Annotated in this window: 23 protein-coding genes; 10 read left to right on the top strand and 13 right to left on the bottom strand. The window is 70.5% G+C overall.

Going from position 1 to position 22,594, the window contains the following annotated elements; genetic code table 11:
* The first annotated feature begins 59 nt into the window (after positions 1 to 59).
* A complete protein-coding gene (locus tag IEY33_RS03615) occupies positions 60 to 1,436 on the top strand; it encodes a protein kinase family protein (RefSeq protein WP_188960819.1) in 1,377 nt (458 codons plus the stop codon).
* Between the two features lie 71 nt (positions 1,437 to 1,507).
* On the opposite strand, the gene fni is transcribed toward IEY33_RS03615, so the two are convergent.
* The 3 genes from fni to IEY33_RS03605 all read right to left on the bottom strand — a co-directional run bounded on the left by fni (position 1,508) and on the right by IEY33_RS03605 (position 4,800).
* A complete protein-coding gene (gene fni / locus IEY33_RS03610; RefSeq protein ID WP_229670716.1) occupies positions 1,508 to 2,569 on the bottom strand; it encodes a type 2 isopentenyl-diphosphate Delta-isomerase in 1,062 nt (353 codons plus the stop codon).
* A gap of 70 nt (positions 2,570 to 2,639) precedes the next feature.
* Complete coding sequence (locus IEY33_RS19435) at positions 2,640 to 2,771, bottom strand: hypothetical protein (protein WP_268238799.1); 132 nt, start codon at positions 2,769 to 2,771, stop codon at positions 2,640 to 2,642.
* Positions 2,772 to 2,856: 85 nt separating this feature from the next.
* Complete coding sequence (locus IEY33_RS03605) at positions 2,857 to 4,800, bottom strand: amylosucrase (protein WP_188960818.1); 1,944 nt, start codon at positions 4,798 to 4,800, stop codon at positions 2,857 to 2,859.
* Positions 4,801 to 4,861: 61 nt separating this feature from the next.
* On the opposite strand from IEY33_RS03605, the gene IEY33_RS03600 reads away from it, so the two are divergent.
* Positions 4,862 to 5,824, top strand: a complete 963-nt coding sequence (locus IEY33_RS03600; protein WP_188960817.1) for a quinone oxidoreductase family protein — start codon at positions 4,862 to 4,864, stop codon at positions 5,822 to 5,824.
* Between the two features lie 56 nt (positions 5,825 to 5,880).
* Here IEY33_RS03600 and IEY33_RS03595 read toward each other — a convergent pair whose 3' ends face one another.
* Positions 5,881 to 6,138, bottom strand: coding sequence for a DUF2171 domain-containing protein (locus IEY33_RS03595; protein WP_188960816.1), 258 nt, complete (start codon positions 6,136 to 6,138; stop codon positions 5,881 to 5,883).
* 218 nt (positions 6,139 to 6,356) lie between these two features.
* On the opposite strand from IEY33_RS03595, the gene proS reads away from it, so the two are divergent.
* The 4 genes from proS to IEY33_RS03575 all read left to right on the top strand — a co-directional run bounded on the left by proS (position 6,357) and on the right by IEY33_RS03575 (position 10,908).
* Positions 6,357 to 7,829: a proline--tRNA ligase gene (gene proS, locus IEY33_RS03590; protein WP_188960815.1), complete on the top strand. Its 1,473-nt coding sequence runs from the start codon at positions 6,357 to 6,359 to the stop codon at positions 7,827 to 7,829.
* A gap of 371 nt (positions 7,830 to 8,200) precedes the next feature.
* Positions 8,201 to 9,367: an amidohydrolase family protein gene (locus tag IEY33_RS03585; RefSeq protein WP_188960814.1), complete on the top strand. Its 1,167-nt coding sequence runs from the start codon at positions 8,201 to 8,203 to the stop codon at positions 9,365 to 9,367.
* A gap of 36 nt (positions 9,368 to 9,403) precedes the next feature.
* Complete coding sequence (locus IEY33_RS03580) at positions 9,404 to 9,790, top strand: hypothetical protein (protein WP_188960813.1); 387 nt, start codon at positions 9,404 to 9,406, stop codon at positions 9,788 to 9,790.
* An 80-nt stretch (positions 9,791 to 9,870) separates the two neighbouring features.
* Positions 9,871 to 10,908 (top strand): GNAT family N-acetyltransferase, encoded by a 1,038-nt coding sequence (locus tag IEY33_RS03575; RefSeq protein WP_188960812.1) that lies wholly within the window; start codon positions 9,871 to 9,873, stop codon positions 10,906 to 10,908.
* A 76-nt stretch (positions 10,909 to 10,984) separates the two neighbouring features.
* Here IEY33_RS03575 and infB read toward each other — a convergent pair whose 3' ends face one another.
* The 4 genes from infB to rimP all read right to left on the bottom strand — a co-directional run bounded on the left by infB (position 10,985) and on the right by rimP (position 14,993).
* Positions 10,985 to 12,886: a translation initiation factor IF-2 gene (gene infB, locus IEY33_RS03570; RefSeq protein ID WP_188960811.1), complete on the bottom strand. Its 1,902-nt coding sequence runs from the start codon at positions 12,884 to 12,886 to the stop codon at positions 10,985 to 10,987.
* Between the two features lie 73 nt (positions 12,887 to 12,959).
* Positions 12,960 to 13,253 (bottom strand): DUF448 domain-containing protein, encoded by a 294-nt coding sequence (locus IEY33_RS03565; protein WP_229670714.1) that lies wholly within the window; start codon positions 13,251 to 13,253, stop codon positions 12,960 to 12,962.
* Between the two features lie 3 nt (positions 13,254 to 13,256).
* Positions 13,257 to 14,456 (bottom strand): transcription termination factor NusA, encoded by a 1,200-nt coding sequence (gene nusA / locus IEY33_RS03560; protein WP_188960810.1) that lies wholly within the window; start codon positions 14,454 to 14,456, stop codon positions 13,257 to 13,259.
* A 42-nt stretch (positions 14,457 to 14,498) separates the two neighbouring features.
* Complete coding sequence (gene rimP, locus IEY33_RS19185) at positions 14,499 to 14,993, bottom strand: ribosome maturation factor RimP (RefSeq protein WP_373287964.1); 495 nt, start codon at positions 14,991 to 14,993, stop codon at positions 14,499 to 14,501.
* Between the two features lie 379 nt (positions 14,994 to 15,372).
* On the opposite strand from rimP, the gene IEY33_RS03550 reads away from it, so the two are divergent.
* Positions 15,373 to 15,750 carry a rhodanese-like domain-containing protein gene (locus IEY33_RS03550; RefSeq protein WP_188960808.1) on the top strand — a complete coding sequence of 126 codons (378 nt, stop codon included), beginning with the start codon at positions 15,373 to 15,375 and terminating at the stop codon, positions 15,748 to 15,750.
* A gap of 43 nt (positions 15,751 to 15,793) precedes the next feature.
* On the opposite strand, the gene IEY33_RS03545 is transcribed toward IEY33_RS03550, so the two are convergent.
* A complete protein-coding gene (locus IEY33_RS03545; protein ID WP_188960807.1) occupies positions 15,794 to 16,456 on the bottom strand; it encodes a septum site-determining protein MinC in 663 nt (220 codons plus the stop codon).
* A 155-nt stretch (positions 16,457 to 16,611) separates the two neighbouring features.
* Here IEY33_RS03545 and IEY33_RS03540 point away from each other — a divergent pair, with 155 nt between their 5' ends.
* Positions 16,612 to 17,034, top strand: a complete 423-nt coding sequence (locus tag IEY33_RS03540) for a S1 RNA-binding domain-containing protein (protein ID WP_188960806.1) — start codon at positions 16,612 to 16,614, stop codon at positions 17,032 to 17,034.
* Between the two features lie 150 nt (positions 17,035 to 17,184).
* Here the strand turns inward: IEY33_RS03540 and hpt are convergent, their stop codons facing one another.
* Positions 17,185 to 17,727 (bottom strand): hypoxanthine phosphoribosyltransferase, encoded by a 543-nt coding sequence (gene hpt / locus IEY33_RS03535; RefSeq protein ID WP_188960805.1) that lies wholly within the window; start codon positions 17,725 to 17,727, stop codon positions 17,185 to 17,187.
* A gap of 172 nt (positions 17,728 to 17,899) precedes the next feature.
* Here hpt and trpC point away from each other — a divergent pair, with 172 nt between their 5' ends.
* Both trpC and IEY33_RS03525 read left to right on the top strand, forming a co-directional pair.
* Positions 17,900 to 18,727, top strand: a complete 828-nt coding sequence (gene trpC, locus IEY33_RS03530) for an indole-3-glycerol phosphate synthase TrpC (RefSeq protein WP_373287963.1) — start codon at positions 17,900 to 17,902, stop codon at positions 18,725 to 18,727.
* Entirely contained in the window at positions 18,724 to 19,542 is an 819-nt protein-coding gene (locus tag IEY33_RS03525) for an MBL fold metallo-hydrolase (protein WP_188960803.1), read from the top strand. The genes trpC and IEY33_RS03525 overlap by 4 nt, the downstream gene beginning before the upstream one ends.
* Here the strand turns inward: IEY33_RS03525 and IEY33_RS03520 are convergent.
* The 3 genes from IEY33_RS03520 to IEY33_RS03510 form a co-directional block, all read right to left on the bottom strand.
* The gene (locus IEY33_RS03520) at positions 19,505 to 20,581 is read right to left on the bottom strand and encodes a hypothetical protein (RefSeq protein WP_229670713.1); all 1,077 of its coding nucleotides are present in this window, start codon (positions 20,579 to 20,581) and stop codon (positions 19,505 to 19,507) included. The two genes, IEY33_RS03525 and IEY33_RS03520, sit on opposite strands and share 38 nt — an antisense overlap.
* A 133-nt stretch (positions 20,582 to 20,714) precedes the next feature.
* Positions 20,715 to 21,566 (bottom strand): carbohydrate ABC transporter permease, encoded by an 852-nt coding sequence (locus IEY33_RS03515; protein WP_188960802.1) that lies wholly within the window; start codon positions 21,564 to 21,566, stop codon positions 20,715 to 20,717.
* A gap of 37 nt (positions 21,567 to 21,603) precedes the next feature.
* Positions 21,604 to 22,539, bottom strand: a complete 936-nt coding sequence (locus IEY33_RS03510; RefSeq protein WP_188960801.1) for a carbohydrate ABC transporter permease — start codon at positions 22,537 to 22,539, stop codon at positions 21,604 to 21,606.
* Positions 22,540 to 22,594: the final 55 nt, after the last annotated feature.

Genomic DNA, 22,594 nt, shown 5'->3' with positions numbered 1-22,594 from the left:
CGGCCCCCTCCGCCATCCGGCCGATGCCGGGCCGCCCCGCCCGCCCCTACACTGCCCGCATGACCACCCCCGCACCCGGTCAACCCAGCGCCGCACACCCCGGCCCCGGCGAACCCGCTCCGGTGAGCAGCGAGGTGCTGGCCGTCGTGACGCACCCGGACGCGCCGCTCGTCCTGACGCTGGACGGGCACCTCCCGCGCGTCATCCTGCCGCACGGCGTCCACGACGGGCAGGGTGTCGCCGCCGCGTTCACGGAGAGGCTCGGCCTGCCGCTGGAGCTGCTGCGGCGCCTGGAGCACCGCGCCCTGCCGGACCGGGACGGCGTGCGGCAGCGGCACGCCGTGTGGAACCTGCATGCCCCGCACCCCGGCGCCGGGGCGTGGACCGCGCCCGGCGACTTGCACGCCGCCGAGCAGCCTTGGGCGCAGGCCGCACTGGCGCCCGCACCGCCCGCCCGGCCCCGCTGGCAGCGCCCCGGCGGCCTCGCTGAACTGACCGCCTGGCTGGACGAGGAACTGCACGCGCAGGACCGCCCCCGCACCGGCGAACCGCAGGTGCTGCGCCACACGCAGATCAGTTTCCTCGCGCGCGTCCCCACCCGCACCGGACCGCTGTACCTGAAGGCCGTGCCGGACTTCTTCGCGCTGGAGGTGCCGGTCACGTGCCGCCTGTCGCGCCGTGTACCGGGCGCCGCGGCGGGCGTCCTCGCCGCGAACCGCGTCCTGGGGACGCTGCTCCTGCAGGACGCGGGCGACCCCCTCCCGACCGGCGCGACCGGCTGGAACACCCGGACGCCCGCCGCGCCCTGGAGCGTGCAGGACAGCGCGGCACTCATGCGGCACCTCGCCCGCGTGCAGCGGGACAGCCTCCCGCACCTGCCGGACCTGCGCGCCCTGGGCGTACCGGACCATGGCCCCGCCCACCTGCGGTCGCGCCTGCACCGCCTGCACGACGAGACGCTGTGGCGCTCAGGCCAGCCGGGCGGCCTGAGCGCCGAGGACGCCGAACGGCTGCGCGCCGCGCTGCCCCTCGTGGAGGGCGCCCTGGTCCGCCTGGAGCGCTCACCCGTCCCGCCCGCGCTGGGGCACGGCGACCTGCACGACGGCAACGTCCTCACGCGGGGCGGGGCGTTCACGGTCATCGACTGGTCCGACGCGAGCGTCACGCACCCCTTTCTGGACGTGAACCCCGCGTACCTCGTCCCGGCCGATCACGCGGACGCTGCGGGCGAAGCGTACCTGGCCGAGTGGACCGACCTCGCGCCTCCCGGCGACCTGCGCGCCCTCCTGCGGGACGCCGTCCTGGCCGGAGAGGCGTACCGGGCGCTCGGGTACCTGGACGGCATCCTGCCCGGCGTGGAGGACCCGTCCGAGTGGGTGGGCGCGCTGCAGTTCCACCTGCGCGCCCTCGCCCGGCACGGCGGCCCCGTCACGTAAGCTCCGGCACCTGAACCCCGTCACATGAGATTCGGCATCTCAGCTCCGGCGCTTTATGCCCGGCGACCCGTTCAGGCCAGCGGCAGGCCCGTCTGCACGGACCGCACGTCCCCGAACCCGCCCACGAACAGCGCGACCCGCAGCTCCCACACGAAGTTCCTCAGCCACGCCTCTGCCGCGTCCGCGCTCTCCAGCGCCGGGGCGAGCAGCGGGCGCGCCACCGCCACCACGTCCGCCCCGAGCCGCAGGGCGCGCGCGGCGTCCAGGCCCGTCCGGATGCCGCCCGACGCGACGAGCGGCACGTCCGGCAGCACGCCCCGCACTTCCCGCAGCGCCGTCGCCGTCGGCAGGCCCAGCTCGCACAGGTCGGGGCTGCTCACCACGCCCCGCTCGGCCAGCTGCTCCACCCGCGCCCAGCTCGTGCCGCCCGCGCCCGCCACGTCGATGGCCGCGAAGCCCATGCCGCGCACGGCGCGCGCCACGTCCGCGCCCAGCCCGTGCCCCACCTCCTTCAGCATCAGCGGCACGCGCGCCTGCGGCACGACCTCCTGCAGGCGCGCGAGCACCCCGCGCCAGTCCGTGTCGCCGCCCGACTGCATCGCCTCCTGCAGCGGATTCACGTGAATGGCGAGCGCGTCCGCGCCCACCAGCCGCGCCGCCTCGTCCAGCTGCGCCGCCCCGTACCCCTTGAGCAGCTGCGCCGCGCCCAGGTTGCCGATCAGCAGGATGTCCGGCGCGACGTCCCGCACCTGAAAGCTCGCGCGGGCCTCGGGGCGCTCCAGCATGACGCGCTGACTGCCGAGCATCATGCCCAGCCCCAGCCGCTGCGCCGCCACCGCGAGATTCCGGTTGATGACGGCCGCCCGCTCCGCGCCGCCCGTCATCGCGCCGATCATTACGGGCGCCGACAGGGCCCGCCCCAGGAACGACACGCGCAGGTCCACCGCGTTCAGGTCGCGTTCCGGCAGCGCCCGGTACGGCCACGGCACGCCCTCCAGGCCCGTCGTGACGCCCTGGTACTGCGACTCGGGCAGCAGGCACGCCTCGATGTGCCTCAGCTTCCGGCCCGGCAGGTCCAGCGCGGCGGTGTCGGACGGGACGGCGGTGATCGGGGCGGACGCTTCGGGAGTCACGCCACCTATTCTGCGCCGCGCTGCGACTGACGGATGGCCCGCAGCAGCCGCGCCACCGCCTGCGAGGCGTTCACCGCCTCACGCCGCACCTCCGGTCCCGCGAGAGGCGCGACAGGCGCTCCGCCACGCCGCTCGCCAGCCGCAGCAGCGCCTCGGTGTTCAGGCGGGGAGGGGAGACTCGGGACTTCCTGGGACCGGTCATGCCTTCAGTGTAGGACGCCCCGGCCCGCCAGCGTCCACCCCTCAACGCGGCGTGAAGGTGCGGCCGGACAGGACCTGCCGCGCCGTCAGTCTGCGGCTGCCACCAGCCACAGGCGACCGTACGGCGCGAGCGTCACGTCCCGCCCCAGGTCCACGGGCGCCCCGGTGATCTCGTCGCGCGCGCGCGCGAAGTGCGGGGTGAGCGCGGCGGCCGGGAAGGACTGCGCCTCGTCGCTGAAGTTGTACAGGGCGAGTAGCGTCCCGAGCGGGTGGCGGCGCGCCAGGAACAGCACGGCCGGGTTCGGGCTGCGGAACACCTCGGACTCCACGCTCGCGTGCAGGTGCGGGAGCCGCTGCCGTGCCCGGATGAGCGCCTGCAGGCCCGCGTACATGCGGCCCTCCGGCGTACCCGGATCACTGCGCCGCTCGGCGCGCGTCCAGTCCATCTGCGGGCGGTGCACCCAGCGGTTGTCGAGCGCGTGCTCGGGGTTGCCCTCGAAGCTGTAGTCGTTCAGGAGCGCGAGTTCGTCCCCCATGTACAGCAGCGGCACGCCCCCGAACGCCAGCGTGACGGCCTGCAGCGTCAGCAGGCGCTCCAGCGCCAGCGTCTCCTGCGCGTCGTCGCCCAGCGCGAGCGCGCGCTCCAGGCCCGCGAGGCTCGCGGCCGTCCCGCTGATGCGGCGGTCCCCGGTGCGCGGGTTGTGCTGAAACACCAGCCCCGACGCGAACGTGCCGGGAAACTCCCCGGCGTAGAAGTCGCTCAGGAAGCGGCGGTGCGCGTCGCCGGACACGCCCGCCTGCGCCGCGTCCGTGTCCGAGATGGCCCACCCGATGTCGTCGTGACAGCGGACGTACATGCCCCACGTGGCAGTGGTGGGTTTCGGCGGGAAGTTCAGGAGGGCCGTCTCGAAGAGGCGCACGTCGCGGCTCGCGAGGCTGCTCCACAGTTGCACCATCAGGCTGTTGTGGTACGCGAGGTCCGACAGCTTCCCGTGATGCTCGCCCCGCCCCAGGTACGAGATCAGGTCGGCGGGCGCCACGATCGCCTCGGCCTTGAAGGCCACGGCGGGCGCCGCGACGCGCAGCGCGGCCCGCAGCGCCCGCGTGATGAAGTGCACTTCCGGCTGGTTCTGACTGTCGGTCCCCAGCCGCTTCCAGATGAACGCGATGGCGTCCAGCCGGAAGATCTCCACGCCCCGGTTCGCGAGGTACGTCAGGATCTCCACGAACTCCAGGAACACGGCCGGGTTGCTCCAGTCCAGGTCCCACTGGTACGTGTTGAAGGTCGTCCAGACCCACGTGCCGGACGCGTCGTCCCACGTGAAGTTGCCGGGCGCGAATTCCGGGAACACCTCCGGCAGGGTCCGCTCGTACGCGTCCGGCAGCTCACGGTCCGGGAACATGTGGAAGTACGCCTGGTACGTGGCGTCCCCGGCCCGCGCCCGCTGCGCCCAGACGTGCTCGCGCGCCACGTGGTTCAGCACGAGGTCCAGGCACAGGCTCATGCCCGCGCCGCGCAGGTCCCGCGCGAGGTCCGACAGGTCCTGCATGCTGCCCAGGTCGGCGCGCACCGCGCGGTAGTCCTGCACGGCGTACCCACCGTCGTTCTCGCCGTCTCGCGGCTGCAGCAGCGGCATGAGGTGCAGGTACGTCACGCCGAGGTCCTGCAGGTACGGCAGGTGCGCCCGCACGCCCTTCAGGGTGCCCGCGAACCGTTCCGTGTACGCCACGTATCCCAGCGTGCGCTCCTGCTGCAGCCAGTCGGGCCGCAGGAGGCGCGCCTCGTCCAGGCGTTTCAGGTCGGCGGGCCGTTCGTGGAAGGCCAGCACGAGCGCTTCCGTCAGGCGCCTGTACAGTTCGTCCGCAGCGTCGCCGTACACGGCCTGCAGGCTGCCGAGCAGGTCGGGGCCGTAGCGTTCCAGCCGCAGCAGGAAGGTGTCGGCGTCACGGTCGTCGTCGAAGGCGGCACGCAGCCGCGCCGCTTGGGCATCTTGGGGCACGTGTTCATTGTACGGGCAGACTCCCCTCATGGGAACGGTTCCACGGCCCGCGCGGCCCGTCCCGCCCGCCGGACCGGGCTATGCTCGGCACATGCGCGCCATCATCATGAATCACAGCGGCGGCCCCGAAGTCCTGACCCTCCAGACGCACACCCTGCCCGCCCCCCGACCCGGCGAGGCGCAGGTCACCCTCCGGTACGCCGGACTCAACTACGTCGACACGTACCAGCGCCAGGGCGGCCGCCAGGCCCCCACCCTCCCCGCCATCCTCGGCAAGGAGGGCGTCGGGACCGTCACCGCCCTCGGCGACGACGTGACCGGCCTGCACGTCGGACAGCGCGTCGCCTTCGGCACTGCCCCCGGCGGCGCGTACGCCGAAGCCCTCAACCTGCCCGCCTGGATGCTCGCCCCCGTCCCCGACGGCGTCACCGACGAAGCCGCCGCCGCCGTCATGCTGCAGGGCATGACCGCCCACTACCTCGCGTACAGCGCCTTCCCGCTCACCGCCGGGGACCTCGCCGTCGTCCACGCCGCCGCCGGAGGTGTCGGCGGCCTCCTCGTGCAGCTCGCGCGCCGCACGGGCGCCACCATCCTCGCCACCGCCAGCACCGACGCCAAACTCCACACGGCCCACGACCTCGGCGCGCAACTCACCGCGCCCTACGACACCTTCGCCGCCCTCGCCCGCGAACACGGCGGCGCGAGCGTCGTGTACGACGGCGTGGGCCGCAGCACCTTCCAGGACGGCCTGAACGCCCTGCGCGTCCGCGGCCTGATGTGCCTGTACGGCGCGGCCAGCGGCAACGTCGACCCCGTCGACCCGCAGGCCCTGAACAGCGCGGGCGGCCTGTACCTCACCCGCCCGTCCCTCACGCACTACACCCAGAACGCCCAGGAACTCCGCTGGCGCGCGGGCGAACTCTTCGACCTGATCCGCTCCGGCGACCTGCAGGTCCGCGTGGACCGCGTCTATCCCCTCGAAGAGATTCAGGACGCGCACCGCTACATCGAGGGCCGCCACACGCTCGGCAAGGTCCTGCTCAGCCTGCAGTGACGACACGAAACGCGCCGGAACCCCCGTCAGGAGGTTCCGGCGCGTTCGGCTGTCCCTTACTTCAGGTCGCTGTGCGCGACGTTCAGATACACGGCCACGTCGTCCATGCTCTCCACCTGCGAGAGCGGCACGAAGTGATGCTGCCCGTCGGCGCTGTCACCCTTCGTGAGCTTGATCTGGTCGCCGTCGAGGTGGTCCACGGTCCCGACGTGCTCACCGTTCACGTCCTTCACCTGCAGGTGCTCGCCTTCCTTCTCCAGACGGGCCTTCAGGTCACTGGCGATACGGTCGCTGATCTCGTTGTTCTGGGTCATGGTGGTGCCTCCGAGCCTCACGTTAGGCCCGGCACACCCGGGGAACATGGGCAGAGCCTTCAGGAGAACTTGGGGATGAACGGCAGGGTCGGGCCAGCGGCGCTCCCGCACGCCCCGTGTCCGGTAGAGCAAGCACCCGCAGGTAGGCTGTCATGCCGTTCGGCTGACGGCCACCCGGCGTATGCCCCTTCACGCGCCCGCTTGGTAGGATGCTCCTCATGACTGGCAGCAGCGACAAGGGCAAAAGTTACGGCGTCACGCCGCAATCTCAGGATTTCAACGACTGGTACAACGAAGTGGTGGTCAAGGCCGACCTGGCCGACTACAGCCCCGTCAAGGGCGCCATGGTCGTCAAACCGTACGGGAGTGCCCTGTGGGAGCGCATCGTGCGCTGGCTGGACGACAAGTTCAAGGAGACGGGCCACGAGAGCCTGATGTTCCCCACCCTGATCCCCATGAACTTCATCGCGCGTGAAGCGGACCACGTGGAGGGCTTCGCGCCGGAACTGTTCACGGTCAGCAAGATCGGCACGGACGTCCTCGACGAGCCGTACGTCATGCGGCCCACCAGCGAGACGATCATCGGGCACATGTGGTCGGGGTGGCTGAACAGTTACCGCGACCTGCCGTTCCTGCACTACCAGTGGGGCGCGGTGTTCCGCGCGGAGCTGCGCACGAAGCTGTTCCTGCGCACCAGCGAGTTCTACTGGCACGAGGGGCACACCGCGCACGTGGACGAGCAGGAGGCGCGCGCCGAGGTGATGCAGATGCTCGGCATCTACCACGAGTTCTGCCGGGACGTGCTGGCCCTGCCGGTCGTGCGCGGCGAGAAGACCGCCAGCGAACGGTTCGCGGGCGCCGTCGCCACGTACAGCATCGAGGGCATGATGCGGGACGGCAAGGCCCTGCAGAGCGGCACCAGCCATTACCTCGGGCAGAACTTCAGCCGGGCGTTCGGCGTGAAGTTCCAGTCCCGCGACCAGAAGGAGGAGTTCGCGCACACCACGTCCTGGGCGATCTCGAGCCGCATCATCGGGGCGCTCATCATGACGCACGGGGACGACAGGGGCCTGATGATGCCGCCCAACATCGCGCCGACGCAGGTCGTGGTGATCCCGGTGGGCCGCAAGGACAACTTCGCGCAGATGGTCGAGGAGGGTGAGAAGCTCGCCGCGGAACTGCGCGCCGCTGGCGTGCGCGTCAAGGTCGACAGACGCGACGGCGTCACCAACGGCTTCAAGTACAACGACTGGGAACTGAAGGGCGTGCCCGTCCGCATCGAGCTGGGGCCGCGCGATCTGGAGCAGGGCGTGGTCGTCGTCAAGAACCGCACGTCCGAGGACAAGGAGACGCTGGCCCGCGCGGACGCCGTGAACGGCATGACGGAGCGCCTGAACGGCATTCAGGCGGCGCTGCTGAAACGCGCGACGGACTTCATGCTGGAGAACACCGTCACGGTCGACACGTACGAGGACTTCAAGGCCGCCATCGATGCCGGGAAATGGGTGCGCGCCTTCCACTGCGGCGACCCGGAGAGCGAGAAGGCCATCAAGGAAGAGACGAAGGCCACCATCCGCAACGAACCGCTCGACGGGACCGAGTTCTTCGCCGAACGCGAGGAAGGCGTGTGCGTGCACACCGGCAAACCCAGCGGGTACGGGAAACGGGTGATTTTCGGGCGGCAGTACTAAATCAGCCCAGAGACGCGCCACCGAATCTAGCCGAGGGAGGGGCCGTCCCCGACCGTGGGGCCAGATCAGCACAGAGACGCGCCCTCGAATCTAGTCGAGGGAGGGGCCGCCCCCGACCGTGGGGCCAGATCAGTCCAGGGACGCGCCCTCGAATCTGGTTGAGGGAGGGGCCGTCCCCGACCGTGGGGCCAGATCAGCCCAGGGACGCGCCCTCGAATCTGGGGGCCGTCCTGGTCCGTCATGCCAGCCAGTCCGGATGCGCTCGTGCGTTTCCGGGCTGGGCTGCTGTGGTGCCTGGGGTGGGTCGTGTGCGGGTCCGGGTGTGGTGGCCCGGGCCTGTTTCGTCGTGGGCTGGCCGGTATGATGCGCGCATGACGTTACTGCCGACGCTGTGGACTGCGGATGTTGTGTATACCGGGATGGGGAATCCCGTGCGGGACGGGGGTGTGGTGGTGTCGGGCGGGGTGGTGGCGGCGGCGGGGTCGGCGGCGGAGTTGCGCGTGAATTTCCCGCAGGCGCGGGAGGTGCGGGGGGGCCGGGTGATCGCGCCGCCGCCGGTGAACGCGCACACGCATCTGGACATGAGCCTGTACGCGTTTCAGTCGTTGCCGTACTTCAGGTGGATTCCGGAGGTGGTGATCGCGGGGCGGCACCTGCGGGGGCATGAGGGGGCGGTGGTGGGTCTGGACGCGGTGCGTGCGAGTGGCGCGTCGGGTCTGGGGGACATCGTGTGGCATCCGGACGTGATGGAGTGGCTGCTGCGGGAGTCGGACGTGCCGGGCGTGGCGTACTGGGAGGTGCTGGACCCGAACCCGGCCACGGCTCAGGCGACCTTCGAGGCGGCGCGGGCGCGGCTGGACGCCTGGAAGAAGCTGGAGCGCCCCGGCGGGATGCGGGTGGGATTGTCGCCGCACGCCAGTTACACCGTGTCGCACCGGCTGTTCCGGCTGCTCTCGGAGTACGCGGCGGGCGAGGGCCTGCCGATGCAGGTGCACGTGCTGGAGCACCCGTCGGAGGCGGAGCTGTTCGCGGGCGGGGCGGGGCCGCTGGCGGAGTCGTTCCTGGCGTCCATGCGGCGGAACGGCGTGGAGTTGAGCATCGCCGACGTGATCGGCCGTGAGCCGTCCCCCGAGCTGAGCGCCGTGTCGTACCTCGCGGACCTGGGGGTGCTGCAGGCCCGCCCGACCTTGATTCACATGGTCAACGTGACCCCGCAGGACATCACGCTGGTCGCGCAGGCGGGCTGCACGGTGGTCACGTGCCCGCGCAGCAACGCCAACCTGCACTGCGGGACCTTCCCGTGGCAGGCGTTCGCGGCGGCGGGCGTGGAGGTGGCGCTCGGGACGGACAGCGTGGCGAGCGGCGAGACGCTCGACATTCACGACGAGGTGCGGGCCGCGTGGGCGCTGCACCCGGAACTGGACCCGCGGGTGGTGGTGCGCGCGGCCGTGAAGGGCGGGACGCGCGTGGTGGGTGGCCGCGTGCCGTTCATCCGGCGGGGCGAGGCGTGGAGCGACCTCTTCCTGTGGCGGGAATGAAGGCGTGGCGCGGCGCGGTCGTGTAGCCTGCCAGCCATGAAGTTCGCGTGCCTGGTCCTGCTGCTGTCCGTCCTCACCGCGTGTTCCCGCCCGGATGCGGAGTCGGCGCGGGTGCAGGCGCTGGAGGGCCGCGTGGCGCGGCTGGAGGCGCAGGTGGCGGCCCTGCGGCAGGCGGGCGCGGCACGGCCGGACGACGCGCAGTCGGCCACGGCAGGCGCGGCCGCGCAGTACTGCGCGACGCAGCTGGCGAGCGCGATGGAGGAGTACCGGCAGTCGAACGACCGGTACCCCGGCATGAGCGGCGTGTCCCTCCCGAGCGCCTGCGAGGGCTTCCGGGTCGCGTGGCCGAGGCTGGACGGCGCGCACTACCGCTTCGAGGTGAGCGGCGAGTCCGGGAAGGTCCTGGCGAGCGAGGCGCGCTGACACGCCACGGTCCTGCGTCCCGTTGTCTATCCGCCAGGTGACGGATGCGCGCCTGACGTGTCCAGCCTCACACTGACGGCATGACGAGCGACCTGACCCGGACCGTGAACGTGAGCGTGGTGGACCCGGTGACGCTGGACCTGCCGGAACGGCTGGAGTCCGCGAGGCTCGCGGCGGACTGCTTCGCGGTGGCCGCGCCGCACGACCCGCCCGTCGTGGTCGCGGCGCGCGCCGAGGGCCTCGCGCACCGCGACGCGGACGACGGGAGCCGCCTTGTCCGCGCGCACCTGGACGGGCGACTGGTGGGGCAGGCGTCGCTGGAGTACTCGCTCACGCAGAACACCGACCAGTGCCACCTCGACGTGAGCGTCCACCCGGACGTGCGGCGGCGCGGCCTGGGTCGCCTGCTGGCGCGCGAGGCGGCCCGCGTGGCGCTGCAGGAGGGCCGCGTCACGTACAACGCCGCCACCACCTCCCGCGTCCCGGCCGGGGAGGCCTTCGCGCGCCGCCTGGGGGCCAGGGACGGCCTGCACATGCTGATCAGCGAACTGCCGCTCGCGCAGCTGGACGCGGCCCTGCTGGACCGCTGGGTGACGCGCCCGGACGCGGACCTGTACGCCCTGCGGACCTTCACGCGCGTCCCGGACGAGGAACTGGAACGGGTGGCCGCCGTGCTCGGCGTGATGAACACCGCGCCGCGCGGCGCCCTGGAGTTCGACGACTGGGTCGTGACGCCCGCCATGGTCCGGCACTGGCAGGACACCATGCACGCGACCGGCGAGCGCACCCTGATGCTGGTGGCCGAGCACCTGCCCGGCGGGACCTTCGTGGGGTACACGGAGGTGTTCTGGCACCCGCAGCGGGCCGTGCTGGTGCAGCAGGGCGCGACCGCCGTGCACCCCGCGCACCGCCGTCACGGGCTGGGCCGCTGGCTGAAGGCGGCGCTGCTGCAGGCCCTGCCGGAACACAACCCGCAGGCGCAGCGCGTCCGGACCGGGAACGCCGACAGCAACGCCGCGATGCTCGGCATCAACCGCGAACTCGGCTTCGCGCCCGCCTTCACCCGCGACGAGTGGCAGGGCGACACCCGCATGCTCCTCGGGCACGCCACGGCCTGAACCGCCCCGGCACCGGGCAGCAAGGAAGCGCGCCGCCCCCCAGTCCGGGGAGCGGCGCGCGTTGTGGGCAGCTGTGTTACTGCTGGACTTCGACCATCTCGCTGGCCTCGATGATGTCGCCTTCCATCACGTCGTTCCAGTCGAGGTTGATCCCGCACTCGTAGCCGGTCTGCACTTCGCGGACGTCGTCCTTGAAGCGCTTGAGGCCCACGATGGTGCCCTCGTACACGACCTGCTTGCCGCGCGTGACCTTGGCCTTGGCGTTGCGCTTGAAGCTGCCGTCCGTGACGTACGATCCGGCGATGGTGCCGCTCTTGGGGTGCTTGATCAGCATGCGGACCTCGGCGCGGCCCAGGTACTTCTCCTCGAAGACCGGTTCGACGTTGCCCTTGATCAGGCGGTCCACCTCGTCGATCAGTTCGTAGATGATCCGGAAGCTCTTGAGGTCCACGCCCTTCTGGTCCGCGACCTTCTTGACGGCGCCCGACGCGGTCACGCTGAAGCACAGGATGGTGGCCTCGGCGGTGCTGGCGAGCAGCACGTCGCCCTCGGTGGGCGCGCCGATGCCGGCCAGCATGACGTTCAGTTTCACGTCGTCGCTTTCCTTCTTGGCGAGGATGCCCTGAATGGCTTCCACGCTGCCCTGCGTGTCGGCGCGCAGGATCAGGTTCACCTCGCGCACCTCGACGAGGCTGCCCATCATCTCTTCCAGGCTCAGCTTGCGCTGTGCGCGGGCCTCTTCGACGGTGCGGCGCGTGTCGACGCGCACGGCGACCTTCTCGCGCGCGGCGTGCTCGTTGCTGGCGCTCGCGACCTTGTCGCCGCTGACGGGCGCTTCGCTGAAGCCGAGCACCTGCACGGGCGTGCTGGGGCCGGCGCTCTTGATGCGGCCGCCGAGGCTGTCGGTCATGGCCTTGATCTTGCCGTACGTCTCACCGACGACCAGGAAGTCCCCGACGTTGATGGTGCCTTCCTGCACCATGACGGTGGCGAGCACGCCCGCCTGACGGTCGACCTTGCTCTCGATGATCACGCCGCTGAATTCGCCGTTCGGGTCGGCGCGCAGGTCCTCGAGTTCCGCCGTGAGGCTGATGTACTCCAGCAGGTCCTCGACGCCCTCGCCGGTCTTGGCGCTGACCGGCACGACGACCGTGTCGCCGCCGAACTCTTCCGGCACGAGGTTCACCATGGTGAGGTCCGTCTTGACGCGGTCCACGTCGGCCTGCGGCAGGTCGACCTTGTTGATCGCGACGATCAGGGGGACTTTCGCGGCCTGCGCGTGCGCGATGGCCTCGCGGGTCTGCGGCATGATGCTGTCGTCCGCGGCGACCACGATGATGGCGATGTCGGCGACGTTCGCGCCGCGCGCGCGGATGGTGGTGAAGGCCTCGTGGCCGGGCGTGTCGATGAACACGATGCGGCCCTTGCTGGTCTGGGCCTCGAAGGCGCCGACGTGCTGCGTGATGCCGCCCGCTTCCTTCGCGGCGACCTTGGTCTTGCGGATGTAGTCGAGGAGGCTCGTTTTGCCGTGGTCGACGTGACCCATGATGGTCACGACGGGCGAACGGTGCGGGATCTCACGGGCGGGCGCTTCGGCGACCGCGACGGCCGCCGCGTGGCTGGCCGTGGCGGCCTGGGCGGGCGTGGGGGTGGGTGCAGCGGGGGTTGGGGTCACGTCGTCCTTGGGGGTCGGCTGCGGGGCAGCGGGGGTGGGGGCGGCCGCCGGTGCGGCGTCGGTCTCGGTGGCCGCGTCCGTGGTGTCCGTGGCGGGCGCGCCCTGGGTGGCCGTGCCGGGCTGGGCGGGCGTGCCGCCTGCCGCTTCGGCCGCGAGGATCTCCTTGATGGTTTCCACGGTGTCCTCGTCGAGCGTGCTCGACACGCTCTTGTAGACCACGCCGAGGCTGTCCAGGATTTCCAGCAGCTTCTGATTGTCCACGCCAAGATCCTTGGCCAGGGTATAGATTCGAACTTTCGACATACTCACCTCCGGTGAGGTCCGTTCCTCGTGACGAGGGACGGGTACGGTACGCAGTGCTGAGGCTCTGATTATTTCATGTGTGTTCGGGCGGAACCGTGCGTCCCGCGTCCGCGCGCACCTGCAGCGCGGCGCTGAGCGTGGCGGCCTGCGCCCCGAACGCCCGCTTCAGGCGTTTCTCGGCCCAGCAGGCGGGCGTGTCGGCGCACAGGTACGTGCCGCGCCCGGTGCGCCGCGCCTGCTGCAGCGTCCACACCCCGTCCTGCCGCGTGAAGCGCAGCAGGTCCGCCTGCGGGCGGCGGCGGCGGCACGCGGCGCAACTGCGTTCCGGCACGTGCCTGGGGGTGAGGTGGGGCAGGGCGGACGTCAAGGGTTACTCCTGAATGTCCTGCGTGCCGTCGGGCGAGGCGGTCGCGACGCTCTTGGCGTCCTTGAACAGCGCGTCGAAGGCGCTCTTGGCACTGCTGCTTGTCTCGGTGCCGCTCGCCTCGTCCTGCATGGCCTGCTGCATGGCGGCGTCCAGGTCGCTGATCGCCTGCGTTTCGCGCAGGTCGATCTTGAAGCCGGTGAGTTTCGCGGCGAGGCGCACGTTCTGCCCGCCCTTGCCGATCGCCAGCGAGAGCTGGTCGCTGGTGACGGTCACGGCGGCCTCGCCGGTGTCGGCGTTCACCTCGATGAAGCCGACCTTGGCGGGCGACAGGGCGTTACGGATGAACTCGCGGGTGTTCGCGTCCCACAGGATCACGTCGACGCGCTCGCGGCCCAGTTCGCCGGTCACGGCCTGGATGCGGTTCCCGCGGTGCCCGATGCACGCGCCGATGGGGTCGACGTTGCTGTTGTGGCTGTACACGGCGACCTTGCTGCGCTGCCCGGCCTCGCGGCTGATGGCCTTGATCTCCACGATGCCGTTGGCGACCTCGGGAATCTCCTGCTTGAGCAGGTAGTCGAGGAGGCGCTCGTCGGCGCGGCTCGCGAGGATGGTGGGGCCTTTGGGCGTCTTGCGGACTTCCTTCAGGTACACCTTGACGCGGTTGCCGTTCAGGAGTCGCTCGCCGGGAATCTGCTCGCGGGGCGGCAGGATGGCCTCGCCGCTGCCGAGTTCCACGAAGTAGTTCTGCTTGTTGTCCATCCGGACGACGGTGGCGTTGATGACCTGCCCTTCCTTGTCCTTGTACTCGTTGAACACGAGGTTGCGTTCCGTCTCGCGCATCTTCTGGGTCAGGGTCTGCTTGGCGGCCTGCAGCGCGATCCGGCTGAACTTCTCCTGATCGACGGGGAACTCCATCTCCATGCCGATCTCGACTTCCGGGTCGAGTTCCAGTGCGTCGGCCAGGGAGATCTGCACGTTCTCGTCCTCGACCTTCTCGACGACTTCACGCACGATCAGCACTTCGAGTTCGCCGCTCTCGGGGTCGAGGTGCACCTCGACGCGCTTGTCAGGCTCGACGTTACGGGTGTACGCCTGGGACAGGGACTGCTCGAACGCTTCGATCAGGGCGAGTTCGTTGATGTTGCGCAGCTGCGCCACTTCGCGCAGCGCTTCTGCAAAGTTGGGGATGTCGGACTGGGTCATATCACTTCCTCTGAGGGTGTGGGTGGAGTGGGGGAGGGGCGTTCAGCGGTGCGACGCGGGAAATTCCGCGAGGTTCGCCTGGAACTGCCCGATGCGCAGCGTGACCGGGCCGCCCGGCGTCTCGAAGGTCACCTGTTCGTCCGTCACGGCCGTGATGGGGCCGGTGAAGCTGTGCGCGTCGCTGCGGACGCGGGCCTTGAGGCCCAGCATGCGCTCGAAGTGCCGGGCGCGCAGCAGCGGGCGTTTCGCGCCGGGCGATTCGAGTTCCAGCCGGTACTCGCCCGTGATCGGGTCGAGGCGGTCGTACTCGGCGCCCACCGCGCGGCTCGCGGCGGCGAGGTCCTCGATGGACACGGGCTGCTCGTCCTGCCGGTCGATGCGGACGACCACGATGGGGCGCTTGCCGGGGTTCTGCACCTGCACTTCCAGCAGCTCGTACCCGAGCGGCGCGAGCACGCCCGCTGCGAGCGTCTGCAGGTTGCTGGCCGAGCCGCTGTGCGTCCGTCCGGGCCGTGCGGGCGCGTCGGGCCGGGCCACGTCCGCCCCGGCACTGTACGGGTCGCGGGCGAAGGCGGTGTCGTTCTCGACGCCGTCGGCACTGTCGAGCTGTGCAGGATCGAGATCCACACCGGCAGGCTCGGGAGTGCCGAGGTCGGTGGTGTGGTCGTCCGGCACCGCGCGGTCTTCCTTTCGGGTGCCCTGGGTGGAGAGGTCAGGGGTGTGTGTTGGGTTGTCGGCTGAATTGTCTGTCATAAATTGTCCCGCCTGGGGCGGGTCTTTCACCTCCTCCACGAAAAAAGGTGGGAAATGCTCCCACCTCTCGTCCGAGGATTACTGACCGCAGTATACCCCACGGGCGGCCTTTCATGCGGTTCCAGGCACGTTTGCTCCCCTCCGGCCCGGCCTACACTGCGTCATGCGCCTGCGTTCCCTGCTGCTTCCGGCCCTCGCCGTCACCCTCCTCGCCTCCCCGGCGGGCGCGGCCAGCACGCCGTTCCTGACGCCCGCGCAGCTGCGTCAGGCGATGCGGCACAAGACCTTCGTGCTCGTGAACGTGCACGTCCCGAACGAGGGCACCATTCCCGGCACGGACCTCACCCTGCCTTACGACACCGTCGCGTCCAGCGCCGCGCTGCCCGCGAACCGCGCGGCGGACATCGTCCTGTACTGCCGCAGCGGGCACATGAGCGCCATCGCGCGCCGCACCCTGCAGGGCCTGGGGTACACGCACGTCCGCGAACTGCAGGGCGGCTTCAACGCCTGGGCGGCCGCCGGGTACCCGCTGAACCGCTGACCCGGACACCGGAGGACTTCAGCACCCCCGGGCCGTCCGGGGGTCAGCCGCGCTGCGTGTGGAACGACTCGATCAGGATCGCGCCGTCCTGCAGGCGTGCCAGTTCCGCCTCGGGGCGGTCCTGCGTGCGGCGCATCGCGCCCAGGCCGCTGCTGTCGGCGCTGCGCGCCACGGCACCCGCGATGCGGATCTGCGCGCTCGCGATGGGACGCGCGTACACGATGGCGTCCGTGCGGCCTGCCGCGCCCGCGTGCACCACGCCGCGCAGGGCGCCCATCACGATCACGTCGCCCGCCGCGACGAGTTCCGCGCCGGGATTCACGTCGCCCAGCACCACCACGCTCCCCCGGTACTCGCCCCGGAATCCGGCCCGCAGGTTGTGCTGCACGATCTCCGTTCGCGCGCCCTCCGCGTCCTGGGCGGGCCGCGCCGCCGGGACGGAAGCCGCCGCCGGGGAACGCGGGGCGTCCGGGGCGTCCGTCTCGGAACGCCGCTGGCCCTTCACGCGCGCCAGTTCGCCGCCCGCCTCACGGACCGCCGCGAACGCCGCCTCCAGCGCTTCCGGGTCCGCGTCCGCCGCGAGTTCCAGCGTCACCTTCTGCGCGAGCATCTCCCGCCGCGCCGCGAGCGCGTCCAGGACCGTGGTCCGGGTGTCGGTGGCTTCGATCAGCAGGTTCAGGCCGCCCAAGGCGCCGCGCAGTTTCATATTTCGGCAGTCTACCAGTGCCCGGTCAGGTTCAGGAAGCACCTGTCATGCCGCGCCGTACAGGCCACCTTATTGCCCCCGGAGCACGTCTGGGCGCGAGTCCGTCCGGCAGGCCCATCGGCTTTTTCGTGAAAGGTGGCCGGGTTTGTAGTACGATGGAGTCATGCAGATTTTGGAGGGTAACATTCGTGCAGCTTGATTCTGGTGCGGTTGCTGAGGGCCGCATAACGCGCGTGACGGACTTCGGCGCGTTTATTCAGTTCGAGAACGGTGAGACGGGCCTGGTCCACATCTCCCAGATTGCGCACAGCTTCGTGCGGAACATCCACGACCACGTTCACGAGGGCGACACCATCGAGGTGAAGGTCCTCGGTCGTGACGAGCGTGGCCGTCTGGACCTCTCGATCAAGGAACTCCTCGAGGAACCCGAGGAGATTCCCCGCCCCCGCGCCATCGGCCGCCAGAGCCCGCAGTTCGAGGCGAAGCTCCGCAGCTTCATGCGCGACGCCAAGGAACGCGGCCCCGGCAGCATCGGCTCCGGCAAGAAGAGCAGCACCAGCACCAAGCGCAAGAAGTAACCCCCACACACGCAGGCAGGGCCGCGCACCTCACCGGTGTCGCGGCCCTGCCTTTCATTCTCCCGTGCTGTCGGCGGGCACGTGCAGATTTCCCTGTCGTTCCACCCGGACCGAACCCGCACACGGCGCGGGATTCGGTCGGAATCCGGGTTACTCCTGCGAGGTGATGAACGGCAGATTGCGGTCCAGCTGCGAGCGGTCCAGGCCGTACCCGTACACGAACGCGTCGGGAATCGTGAAGCCCAGGTAATCGACCGGCACCTCCACGCGGCGGCGCGACGGCTTGCTCAGCAGGGCCGCGACCTTCAGGGACGCCGGGCCGCGCCCCTCCAGGTACTGCAGCAGGTAGTGCATGGTGATGCCGGTGTCCACGATGTCCTCGACGAGCACCACGTGCCGTCCGGACAGCGGGAAGTTCAGGTCCTTCACGAGCTTCACCTCGCCGCTCGACTGCTTGGCGTCGCCGTAGCTGCTCGTCTGCAGGAAGTCCACGGTGAGCGGCATGTCGACGGCGCGCACGAGGTCGGCGTGGAACATGAACGCGCCGTTCAGCACGCAGATGAGGTGCGGCTGCTTGCCCTCGTAGTCGCTGCGGATCTGCGCCGCGATTTCGTGAATGCGCGCCTGGAGTTGCGTTTCGCTGATCTGAATGGGGCCCGTGCCGGGCTTGTGGGAAGCTGCCTTGCTCGTCATGCCGCCCAGCCTAACACACGCGCTGCGCCGCTCCCGGCCCCCTGGGCGGGGCTATACTTGCCGCGTGAGCAGCGCAGGAAAAGGCCCGGAAACAGCGACGCCAGCGGCAACGAGCAGTGGTCCCAGACCCGAGCGGGAGAGGAGGGCCGACTGGCGGGACGCCCTCGCGGGCCTGCCCGACCTGCCGGGCCTGACGTGCGGCGGCGTGCTGCAGCGCATCGTGCAGGAGCGCGCCGGGGACGCCCGGGCCACCTTCACCGACGAGCACGCGGAGCGGGCGCTGGGGACGATTGCCCCGCTGCCTGAACCGGGAACGGTTGCCGCGCGCTCCGTTCCTGGCCGGTTCCGGGCGGCGCTCGGCACGCCGGGGCTGTCCCTCATCGCGGAGGTGAAACGCGCGAGTCCCAGCCAGGGGCACATCGCGGCGCTCGACCCGGCCACGGCGGCCCGCAGTTACGAGGAGGGCGGCGCGGCGGCCCTGAGCGTCCTGACGGAACCCCGGCACTTCGGCGGGAACCGCGAGGCGCTGCAGGAGGTGGTGGCCGTGACGGGCCTGCCCGCCCTGCGCAAGGACTTCGTGGTGCATCCCGGCATGCTGCTGGAGGCCCGCGAGTGGGGCGCGTCGGCGGCCCTCCTCATGACGAGCGTGCTCGGCGAGCAGCTCGGCGTGTACCTGCGCCTCACCCGTGACCTGGGCCTGGACGCGCTGGTGGAAGTGCACGACGAGCACGAGCTGAGCATCGCGCTCGCGTGCGGCGCGGACCTGATCGGCGTGAACAACCGCGACCTGACCACCCTGAAGATCGACCTGCAGAACGCGCCGCGCCTCATCCGCAGCGCGCGCGCCCAGGGGTTCACGGGCCTGCTCGTCGCGGAGAGCGGGTACCGTGAGGCGGCCGACCTGTCGGACGTGCGTTCCGTCGCGGACGCGGTCCTCGTCGGGTCGAGCCTCGCGGGGAGCGGCGACCTCGCGCGCGCCGTGCGGACCCTGCTCGCTTGAACGCCACGCTTCACTTTCTCGGGACGTCCGACAGCAAGGGCGTCCCGCGCTTCTGGTGCGCCTGTCCCGTCTGTCACGAGGCCCGCACCGGTGGCCACAACCGCCGCACGCGCCCCAGTGCGCTGCTGCGCGGCTGGAACGGCGAGACGCTGCTCCTCGACTGCGGGCCGGACCTGCACGCGCAGCTCGCGCGGCTGGGCGGGCCGTTCGTGCCGGACGCGGTGCTCGTGTCACACGCGCACAACGATCACCTGCTCGGCCTGGGTGACCTGCTCGATTACGTCACGTACGCCGGGAAGCACCTGAAGATCTACGCGCCCGCCCCGGTCCTCCCCGAGATCGAGGAACGCTTCCGGTACGCGTTCCGGCACGCGCCTCCCGTCCTGCCGCTCCCGCAGGCGGGGCTGGACGTGTGCGGGTTCCGCGTGCAGGCCTTCGAGGTGCCGCACGGTGCGAACGGCACGTCGCACGCCTTCCGGTTCTCGTCGCCTCAGTACCGCTGGGCGTACATGACGGACAGCATCGGCGTGCCGCCCGCGCTGGCAGACGCGTGGCTGCAGGACCTCGACCTGCTGGTGCTCGGCACGTCCTTCCATGACGAGTCGCACGCGCCACTCACGGGACGCAGCGTGTACGACGTGCGCGAGGCCCTGAACCTCCCGTGGGCGAGATCCGCGCGGCGCGTGATCCTCAGTCACCTGTCGCACGACATCGATGTGCGTCAGCCCGTCCCGGACCCGCGCTTCACGTACGCCACGGACGGCCGGAGCGTGAGCCTCAGCTCCGCAGCAGCGCCCCGTACAGGCAGGCCTTGAAGAACCCGTTCCAGGCGTAGGGCCACGTCTGCCCGCCCGACAGCAGCGCTGGGTTGTTGTGCCAGCCGGGCCCCGTGAAGTACGTGCGGGCCGACGTGTGCGGGCGTGCCTCTCGGCCCTCCTGCTCGTCGAGGTACCCCACCAGTCGCGACGCGGTCAGCAGCAGGTTGCTGCGGTCGTCCTGCAGCGCGAGGCGCGCGCTGGCCTCCCCGGTCGGGAAGAGGCGGCCCAGCGTCATGCCCAGCTCGTGAAAGCGGGGCCGCTGCCCGAGCGCGTCCTGCCACGACATCTGCGCGAGCCCCACCGTCTGACTCAGGTCGCCGCTCAGGCCGCTCTCGCCGTACGCTTCGGCGGTCCGCAGCGCGACCGTGTCGCTCAGGTCGCGCAGCACGCCCGCCAGCCCGTACAGGCGACCCTGCCCGCTCTGCTCGTTGTCCACGATGGCGGCCAGCATGCCCGGCGCGAGGTGCGCGGCGTTCGCGGCCGTCAGCAGGTCCGCCGCATGCCCCAGCACCACGCCCGGCACGAGCGGCACGGGCGCGGCCGCCTGCAGTTCGTTCGTGCCGCGCGGCGCGGACGTCGCCCACGACAGGTACCGCAGCCACACGCGCGCGTCGTCGAGCGCGGCCTCCGGGCTGGAGAACACGCTGCGCCGCGCCCGGCCGGGGTTCTGGTTGCGGATCTCGGTGCTCACCAGCTCCATCAGGGCCGCCGTGCGGTTCGCGCCGAGCAGCGGCGCGGCGTGCAGGTACAGCGCGTAGTGCGTCTCGCTGAGCGTCACGCGCCGCCGTTCGCCCACCTGCAGTTCGGTCAGCGCCTGCTGGAACGGCTGCACGAACGCCGCGTACCGCTGCACGTCCGGCAGGGTGGACGGCACGTCCCGCAGGTCCGGCAGGGGAGGGGCCGTCACGACCGGATGCGCGAGGCGCGACAGCAGCGGCGTCACGGTCGGACTGGCGGCCAGCGCGACCGCGACGACCAGCAGCGTCACCCAGCGACCGCGCCGCAGTCGTTGAGGGTCTACCGGACGCACGGCCATGACCTTCAGCGTAGGCGCTCCACACACGCTTCTCAAGAGGGGAAAGGTTCACCGGCCCGCGCGGCCTGCACCAAGGAGCGGGGCGTCACACCCGCGAAGGTGGACGCCCCGGCCCCGGCCCGCGACCTGCGGATCAGCCCTTGACGGCCCCGGCGGTCAGGCCCGACACGATGTTGCGCTGGAAGATCAGCACGAGCGCGATGAGCGGAATGGTGACCACGATGCTGGCCGCCATGATCGGCCCCCACGGCTGGTCGAACTGCGTCGCGCCCGAGAAGTTCGCGATCACGACCGGCACGGTGCGGTTCGTGCTGGTGAAGGTCAGCGCGAACAGGTACTCGTTCCAGCAGTTGATGAAGGCCAGCAGGCCCGTCGTGACGAGGGCCGGCATCATGACCGGGAACAGCACGCGGAACAGCGTCACGAGGGGCGTCGCGCCGTCCACCAGCGCCGCTTCCTCCAGCTCGCCGGGAATGTCGCGCACGAAGCTCGTCAGCACCCACACCGTGAACGGAATCGTGAAGATCAGGTAACTGAAGATCAGACCGATCGGCGTGTTGAAAAGCCCCAGGTTCCGGATCACCAGGAACAGGCCGCCCAGCACCGCGATCTGCGGGAAGACACTCACGCCCAGGATCACGTACAGCACGGCGGCCTTGCCGGGAAAGCGGAAGCGGCCGAGCGCGTACGCCGCGAAGGACCCGATGAGCAGGCTGAGCGCGACCGACCCGACCGCCGCGATGACGCTGAAGCCCAGACCGCGAATGAAACTGTCGTTCGTGAAGACCGTGACGTAATTGCTGAACGTCGTCTGCGCGTGGAAGATGAAATCGAAGGGCGAGAGGCCCAGGTCGCCGCTCTTGCGGAAGCTCGTCAGGACAGCCCACGCGAAGGGGAACAGCAGGTACACGGCGATCACCAGCACCAGCAGGTAGAACAGGCCGCGCTGCACGGCGTACAGGAAGGGATTACGTTTGGCGAGCATACTCAGACCTCCGGGGCGGGAGTGGGCGAGGGGCGCATCAGTCGAACTTGACGCGGAACGCGGTCACGTACATCACCACGATCACCATGATCAGCAGGAAGATCGCGACAGAGACGGCGCTGCCCAGCCCGAGCTGCGAGTTGTCGATCATCGCCTGGCGCGCGTAGCCGGTCATGGAGGTCTCGGCGGCCGTGTTCGGCCCGAGCATGACGTACATCACGTCGAACACGCGCAGCGCGTCCAGCGACCGGAAGATGAGCGCCACGAGCAGCGCGGGGCGCAGCAGCGGCAGCGTCATGCGCCAGAACTGCGTCCACTTGCTCGCGCCGTCCATGTCGGCCGCCTCGTACATGTCGCTCGGGAGGCTCTGCAGGCCCGCCAGGATCAGCAGCGCCATGAAGGACGTGGTCTTCCAGACGTCCACCGCGATGAGTGCCCAGATGGCCGTCCCGGTGTCCGCGAGCGGCGACTGTCCGCCCAGCAGACCGCGCCCGATCAGGCCGAAGTTGTCGTTGTACATGTACGCCCACATCTGCGCGGACACCACGGTCGGGATGGCCCACGGAATGAGCATGGCGGTCCGCATGAGCGAGCGGCCCTTGAAGGCGCTGTTCACGACGAGCGCGATGACCATGCCGAGTACGGTTTCCAGTGCCACGCTGACCACCGTGAACAGCAGCGTGTTCTTGACGGCCGACCACCACTTGGGGTCCGTCAGGAAACCGAACTTCACGCCTTCGTCGCCCGTGCCGTAGAAGTTCGTGAAGCCCACGTACTTGGCCTGCTCGGGACTGGTGAGGTTCGCTTCGTGCATGCTGAAGTAGATGGTGCGCAGCAGCGGGTACCCGGCCACGACCGCGATGGCGATCAGCGCGGGCAGCAGGAACCAGATGGCCTGCCGGGCGCGGGTGGCCTCGATGCCCTTGCGGCGGGTGGTGGGCGGAGCGGTGGGCGCCTTGCTGAGATTGGTCATGTTTCCCCCCATGAATAGAGTCGAGTGGCGTGTGCCGTGCCGCGCGTACCGCTGT

It is taken from the genome of Deinococcus aquiradiocola, from assembly GCF_014646915.1.
GTDB lineage: Bacteria > Deinococcota > Deinococci > Deinococcales > Deinococcaceae > Deinococcus > Deinococcus aquiradiocola.
This window is presented reverse-complemented; position numbering and strand designations above follow the sequence as displayed.